Here is a 6,812-nt window from a genome sequence, read left to right on the forward strand (position 1 = left end):
GTGCGACAGACGTCATACTAGATATCAAGCGACTTCTCCTATCCCCTGGGAACACATCAATCTTACCGGAGAATATCGTTGGCCAAAGCCTTAGCGTAGGATTTCGCCCTCTCCCGCAAACGACCCCCTTTTATCTACACTAGATTTAAAACAGTTGAACGTATGAAAGAAGCTGTTTCTCAAAATATTCAATCAGACAACTTGAGCCATCAAAACGCCATCAAGAACAAGGAAGAACAAAAAGCCCGAATTAAAAAATTCCGTGATCAGTTAGAGATCGGGACGATCTTATATACCTCATGGGGATATGAGCAAACAAATGTAGACTTCTATCAAGTTATTGAGAAAAGCCGGGCATATTGTGTCATCCGTGAACTTAAACAGGCTTATGATGCAACAGGTTCAATGCAAGGTTATGTTGTGCCTTTACCGAATGAATTTACCAGCAAAGAGCCAATGAAAAAAAAGATCATGGATAACTATATCGTGATTCATCAGTCTGCAAATGCAACAGTATTAGATTTTGAATTATTGCCGACAGGTACAAAAGTTTATAAACGCTGCTATACATCATCATACGCATAAAACAGTTGACCCCCTGAAGGGGGTCAATTCACTACAGAGGAAAATATGAAGCATTCAAAATTAATATATAAAGATTGGCAATTATATTTAAGGCTCTTATTTGAAAATAAATAGGGGTAATAGTCACCCGCATTTTTTTGATGTTTAGATTTCTAATGCTTCAAAAAAATGCGGTTCATTGCGTATCATATAATGAATATTAAGGAACTGAAAAAATGAATAATGCTCAATTCAAAATTGAATGCTTCAGAAATGGTTTATATAGCCCAGAGCAAATAATTGAATTTTACAAGGTAGTCCACACGGAAGAAACTAAGTACAATAGCCGTGATGCTCAACTTTGGATTAATGGGAAAAGCTCTAGGGAATATCAAATTGACCCTAAAGCAATTCAAATTGTAGATATGCTTAATGCAATCAGATCGGAAGTAATTGCAAAAGAAAAAGAGCGTATAGAACTTGGCAATCCAAGATATAAATATCTATTCAAAGGTGAACAAGCACTATGGTCGGAGCATCAGGAATTTATAAATTTACCTGTCAATTTTTATAATTCAATAATGGTTGAGCTAGGTAAAAAAGATTTAATTTATTTTGAATTTTCAAAAAAAGATATTGAATCCTAAACGATAGAGCAGAGCAAAGTGTCTACTTTGCGAACTGAAAAATCTGAAAAATCCTCCCTTCTCTGATTACTGTTGAATGGGGCAAGCGAAGCAGACAAAATCTGTGATTTTGGCTAGCTGACCGCAGACCCGCAACTACTTCCATGTTACCTATAAGCGGGATTAACAAAGCAATCCCGCAGGGTTGCGACTGAAAAAAATTAAATTATATTTTTACCAGTTTGAATATTCTTTAATTTGTAGAGCCTGAATTATCAACTAGAGTTGATTTAGATTTTTTTGATTGTTCCCGATCAGCAATAAATTTGTCACCAGCAATTTTTAAACTGTCAAAATGTTGGGGATTGGATTTATATGATTCAAGAGCCTTTAAAAGAACACCAGTAATAATTCCTTTATCTTCAGTTGGGAAATCTACTATTTCAAAAAGCGCACCAATTGAAATTAATTTATGTTCACGTTTTTTGCGATCTTTAACTTGAGCAGCTTGAGCATCTTTTTTCAAACTAGCTAAAAGTTTTTTTTCATCTTCCTTAATTTTTTCTAATTCTAAACGTGCTTTATGTTTTTTAAATTCATTTTTCATTACACGTTCAAATGAACTAATTTGCTGCTTTGTTGGTGAGCCTGATTCAATACTTTTAACAAGTGACAAAATTAAATCTTCAGTTTGGTTTCTATTCTCTAATCCCTTCAAACGAGAGATTTCATCAGTTACAAACTTTTTTTGATCTTCAGTAAATTTTAGATTTTCGATAGCCATTGCCACTTCCTCATTGTCAATATTTTTAAATCATAGCATAACTAAAAATAGAGGAAATCTATTACAGCACTAAACAACAAAAATCATATTAAATTATTAATTTCTGACTTTTACAATTAAAGAAATATTTATTCTGAGTATGACTTGAATTGAAAAATATTTAGCCAGGTGATCATTTTTTATAGGATTTTTAAAATTTTAAAATTGGCTTTCAGTCCTTTAGTTTAAAAAATATCCTAATGTCTATCTAATAACAAAAAATTACAGTTTATAGCTTAAAAAAATCCTTATTAATCGTGTCACTTATAGACCCTCAGATTTGGGGTTTCTGAACTATGGGTTATCACCTTGTAGCGAATATATATTGAAGTTATCATGACAACAGCAGTTGGAATGCACGCTTCCGCGTTTCTCTCCGAGAAACAAAAAAAGCAGATTCAAAATAGGCGAATTATGGCGATTTATCACTTATCAGTTAAATCAGGTAGGCAATACGGTTCTTCGGGAAGTCGAGGGGCAAGCCATTACGCTTATATAAATCGTGAAGGTAAATACAAAAGAGAAGATTTAGAAAATATAAAATCAGGAAATTTACCAAATTGGGCTAAAGATGCTGCTCATTTTTGGAAGTCAGCAGATAAGAACGAACGCATTAATGGACGTATTTATACTGAATTGGAAATTTCATTGCCTAGAGAATTGAATAAAGAACAACGTGAAGAATTAGTACAGGAATTTGTAGATAAGACTTTAGGTAAAAACTTCACATATTCCTATGCAATTCATAGCCCATTAGCAAGTGATGGTGAACAAAATCCTCATATTCATTTGATGTTTAGTGAAAGAAAATTAGATGGTATTGATCGTGACGAAGTACAACACTTTAAACGCTACAATCCGACTAATCCTGAAAAGGGCGGGGCAGGTAAAGATCGCTATTTTTCATCTAAAGTTTTTGTGGCAGATACACGCTTATCATGGGCTAACCATGTAAACGATTTTTGCGAAAATTTAGGTCTTGATGCTCGTATAGATCATAGAAGTTATAAGGCTCAGGGGCTTGAATTATCCAGTCAAAACTTCAGGGCTGATTATGTTAGTAATCATAAATATTTCATTAATGAAAATATAAAAAATATACGTCATCAAAATGGCGAAATTATTATTGAGCGTCCTTCGGAAGTTATTAGAGCTTTAACTTCTAATCAGTCTGTATTTACTGCCCGTGATCTTGAGCGTTTTGTTATGGCTCATACTGACAGTCAAGAACAATATCTTAAAGCCTATGAAGCTGTAATGACTTGTCCTGATATGGCAATGTTGTTTGGGAAAGATAAGGTTGTATTCTCATCAAAAGAATTGGTCGGAATTGAAGATTCTATTACTGCATTTATCTACAATGCCAATGAGCAAAGTCGAGTACAGAAGCCATTTAATTTAACTGAAAAATTCACTTTAAATGCTGTAAAAATTGCTGATAAAAGAACATTCAATAGAGAGCAAGAAGCAGCCTATTATACTTTGACTTCTACTGATCGAATCTCATTGCTAAATGGTTCGGCTGGTACTGGTAAGTCTTATGTTCTTAGTGCTGTTTCTGAAGCCTTCAAAACTTCAGATTATAAAGTTCATGGTATTGCTTTGCAGGCAATTACAGCTAGAGCTATTTCTGACGATTGTAATATTCCAAGCAGTACAATTGCTTCATTCCTTGCCCGATATGAAAGTGGTAATTTTGAGATCAATAATAAGACTGTCTTGATCTTAGATGAAGCGGGGATGGTCGGCTCAAGAGACATGCAAAAACTTCTCATGATCGTAGAGAAGCATGATGCTCAAATAAAACTTGTTGGTGATAGTTATCAGTTAAGTGCTGTTAGTGCTGGTTCTGCTTTTGCTCATATTCAAGATAACCTTGATAAGAAAAATATTGCTTCATTAGAAAATATACAACGACAAAAATATGCGAAGGAATCAGAGAAAATGATTGAAGCATCTAAGTTGTTATCTAAGCATGAAGTTGACAAAGCATTAGATATTTATAAGACCATTAATGCTGTTAATGAATATGAATCTCACGATCTAGCACTAGCCAAAACTATTAAATCTTGGAGTGAAGATTCTAGCGAAAATAAGTTAATGCTTGCTCATTCAAATAATGATGTGAATGAATTAAACCGCATGGCAAGAAATGTATTAATTAAAAATGGTCAACTTTCTGCTACTGGTAATCATGTTAAAACTGCTTTCGGTGATATTGAAATTACTGTCGGAGAAAAAATTGTATTTAAGCAGAATGATTCAAAATTAAAAGTTAGCAATGGTGAAACAGCAAAAGTAATCGGTTTTGAAAAAGATAATCTTAATAACATTAAATTTATGATGGTTCAGTCAGATAGAAATAATGAGATCATTAAAGTAGATTTAAATGAATACAACCAATTTAAATATGGTTATGCAAATACTATTCACTCATCACAAGGTATGACTGTTGATAATGCCTATATTGTGGCGAGTGAGAACATGAATGCTAATTTAACTTATGTTGCTTTGACCCGACATAAACATAATGTCGAAATTAATTATTCTGCTATGTCGTTTACCACGAATGAAAAAGAATTCGTTAAACGTCCAGATGGGAAAATCTCATATGATCAGAATTACAATCCTGTTGAAAAAGAAGTTACACCTTTTGAAAACTTCAAAAAAGTTCTAGGACGATCAGAAAAGAAAGAATTTTCTACAGACTTCACTTTAGTAGACAAGCAAGAAAAATTGATCAAAGCATATCTGCAAGATCACCGCCACCATATTGAAGATAAGCGGGAGATATACGGAATTAACTCGAAGATACATGCTTTAACTTCAGAGAATCGTACATTCACGAAGGAAGAAATTGTTACCGAGGTTCGTGCGAATCTTAAATCTAAATCTATTTTAGGTGATGAGATCGGTAGCATTAGAGGTATGAAAATTGCAAAAGGTGAGCTTCTCAAACTTGAGGAAGGGTTACAGATCAAGACTGGATTCTTTAAGAAAGAAACCTTTGAGAAGGGAACAGAATTAAAGGTTCTTGATGCCTACAAGATGAAAGATAAACCAATGATTAAAGCTCGAATCAATGATATGGAATATGAGATTCCATTTGAAAAACTTTCTGTTAAGTATTCAGATCGGTACTTCACAGAGTTTAAAGATCAGAGCGCACACCGTTTTACTGCCCGCAATAAAACTGAAGTTTATAGCGAGTACCGTGAGCAGTTATTGAAGCAAAAGATTACTGCACCGGAAGAAAATTTGAATGCTCCTAATCACAAGATGAAGCTGCAAAGCAATCTTAATACTACCCCTAGAAATACACCTAGAATCTAACTTCACCTGGCATAAGCAAGTGAAAATAACAAACCATAAAAGACTTTTTAATGAGTAAAGATGATCATGATAAATTTGTATTATTCCTGATAGTTGTAGGCTTTATCGTGTTAGTTGTTTGCGGTCTTGCGTGGCAGGGAGCAGGCATCTTTAACTTGCCTTTCACAGTGATGCTATGGACTATCATTAGATTAATTATCGTGGTATCGCTTGTATTTATTACTGGAAAATTCGGTCTATCAAGAGAGTTTACTTTCCCCGCAGCAGCAGTAGGTTTAGCTTTTAGTTTATTCCCTGTCCTTGATCATATTGCGTTAGGTTATTCTGCTAAAAATTTCTATGAAACCACTAATTTTATGGGGCAAACGGTTCGGGAATTTGGTGCCAGTAAAATTACGGTCTGGTGGGGTTCGATTTATGCCAAAATAGCCTATGCTAGCCTTGCAGGTTTAATTGGATATGGTGTTAAGGTCGCCACTGATGATTAAAAAAGAAAAACCAACTTGAAGTTGGTTTTTTTGGCACTGTTGCAAATAGAGATTTGAGTCGATGATGTTCCCTTTAAAAAGTACTTAGAGACCGAAAACCCTGTTGATTAGACACACTTCACCCTGAGGCTGACCATAATAAAATGACGATGCTTGTCCTTTACGTAGTGCACGCATGACTTCAATACCTTTAATTGTGGCATAAGCCGTCTTCATAGATTTGAATCCTAATGTGGCCCTGATGATCCGCTTTAGCTTGCCATGATCACATTCAATCACGTTATTTTTATACTTAATCTGCCTGTGCTCAAGGTCTGGTGGACATTTACCTTCCCGTTTTAACCGTGATAAAGCACGTCCATATGTGGGTGCTTTATCCGTGTTGATCACTTGTGGAATTTGCCACTTCTTCACATTATTTAAAATTTTTCCAAGAAAACAATATGCTGATTTGGTATTACGTCTAGAAGAAAGATAAAAATCAATGGTATCGCCACGTTGATCGACTGCACGATACAGATAAGACCATCGTCCATTCACTTTTACATAGGTTTCATCAATATGCCACGAGCTCAGATCTGTAGGATTACGCCAATACCAGCGTAAACGTTTTTCTATTTCAGGAGCATAACGTTGAACCCAACGGTAAATAGTCGTGTGATCAACATTCACACCCCGTTCGGCCAGCATTTCCTGCAGTTCACGATAGCTAATGCCATATTTACAATACCAGCGCACAGCCCAAAGAATGATTTCGCCCTGAAAATGCCGACCATGGAAAGGATTCATATGCTGCACCTTTAGCTAAAACAGTCTTCAGCTTACCATTCGTGGTTATTTGCAACAGTGCCGCTGACGCACACCATCGCCCACCGGGTGGGTCGCTATCTGGAACGGCAAGGCCTGCTGGAACGGGATGTCGAAAACAGCTATCTGGCCTCGGATGCGGTGGATGACGACCCGATGACACCCCTGCTG

6 protein-coding genes are annotated in these 6,812 nt (G+C 35.5%); 4 read left to right on the forward strand and 2 right to left on the reverse strand.

Features of this window, described 5'->3' with window-relative positions:
- Positions 1–162: 162 nt before the first annotated feature.
- On the forward strand, positions 163–585 hold the full coding sequence (locus FTU79_RS15910; protein WP_000656635.1) for a hypothetical protein: 423 nt from the start codon (positions 163–165) through the stop codon (positions 583–585).
- Positions 586–800: 215 nt separating this feature from the next.
- Positions 801–1,211 (forward strand): hypothetical protein, encoded by a 411-nt coding sequence (locus tag FTU79_RS15915; RefSeq protein WP_001057867.1) that lies wholly within the window; start codon positions 801–803, stop codon positions 1,209–1,211.
- A 232-nt stretch (positions 1,212–1,443) separates the two neighbouring features.
- Here FTU79_RS15915 and FTU79_RS15920 read toward each other — a convergent pair whose 3' ends face one another.
- The gene (locus tag FTU79_RS15920; protein WP_000963725.1) at positions 1,444–1,974 is read right to left on the reverse strand and encodes a conjugal transfer protein TraD; all 531 of its coding nucleotides are present in this window, start codon (positions 1,972–1,974) and stop codon (positions 1,444–1,446) included.
- Positions 1,975–2,427: 453 nt separating this feature from the next.
- On the opposite strand from FTU79_RS15920, the gene FTU79_RS15925 reads away from it, so the two are divergent.
- Positions 2,428–5,346, forward strand: coding sequence for an AAA family ATPase (locus FTU79_RS15925; protein WP_005119228.1), 2,919 nt, complete (start codon positions 2,428–2,430; stop codon positions 5,344–5,346).
- Positions 5,347–5,396: 50 nt separating this feature from the next.
- A complete protein-coding gene (locus tag FTU79_RS15930) occupies positions 5,397–5,834 on the forward strand; it encodes a hypothetical protein (protein WP_000030933.1) in 438 nt (145 codons plus the stop codon).
- 84 nt (positions 5,835–5,918) lie between these two features.
- Here the strand turns inward: FTU79_RS15930 and FTU79_RS15935 are convergent, their stop codons facing one another.
- Positions 5,919–6,623 (reverse strand): IS6-like element IS1006 family transposase, encoded by a 705-nt coding sequence (locus FTU79_RS15935; RefSeq protein ID WP_001067784.1) that lies wholly within the window; start codon positions 6,621–6,623, stop codon positions 5,919–5,921.
- Positions 6,624–6,812 lie beyond the last annotated feature (189 nt).

This window comes from Acinetobacter sp. YH12144, assembly GCF_013418345.1.
Lineage (GTDB): Bacteria > Pseudomonadota > Gammaproteobacteria > Pseudomonadales > Moraxellaceae > Acinetobacter > Acinetobacter amyesii.

Bases quoted from the DNA above. Each gene is read 5' to 3' on its own strand.
- FTU79_RS15925 (WP_005119228.1), top strand. From the start codon at position 2,428: ATGGCGATTTATCACTTATCAGTTAAATCAGGTAGGCAATACGGTTCT.
- FTU79_RS15915 (WP_001057867.1), top strand. From the start codon at position 801: ATGAATAATGCTCAATTCAAAATTGAATGCTTCAGAAATGGTTTATAT.
- FTU79_RS15920 (WP_000963725.1), bottom strand. From the start codon at position 1,974: ATGGCTATCGAAAATCTAAAATTTACTGAAGATCAAAAAAAGTTTGTA.
- FTU79_RS15930 (WP_000030933.1), top strand. From the start codon at position 5,397: ATGAGTAAAGATGATCATGATAAATTTGTATTATTCCTGATAGTTGTA.
- FTU79_RS15910 (WP_000656635.1), top strand. From the start codon at position 163: ATGAAAGAAGCTGTTTCTCAAAATATTCAATCAGACAACTTGAGCCAT.
- FTU79_RS15935 (WP_001067784.1), bottom strand. From the start codon at position 6,623: ATGAATCCTTTCCATGGTCGGCATTTTCAGGGCGAAATCATTCTTTGG.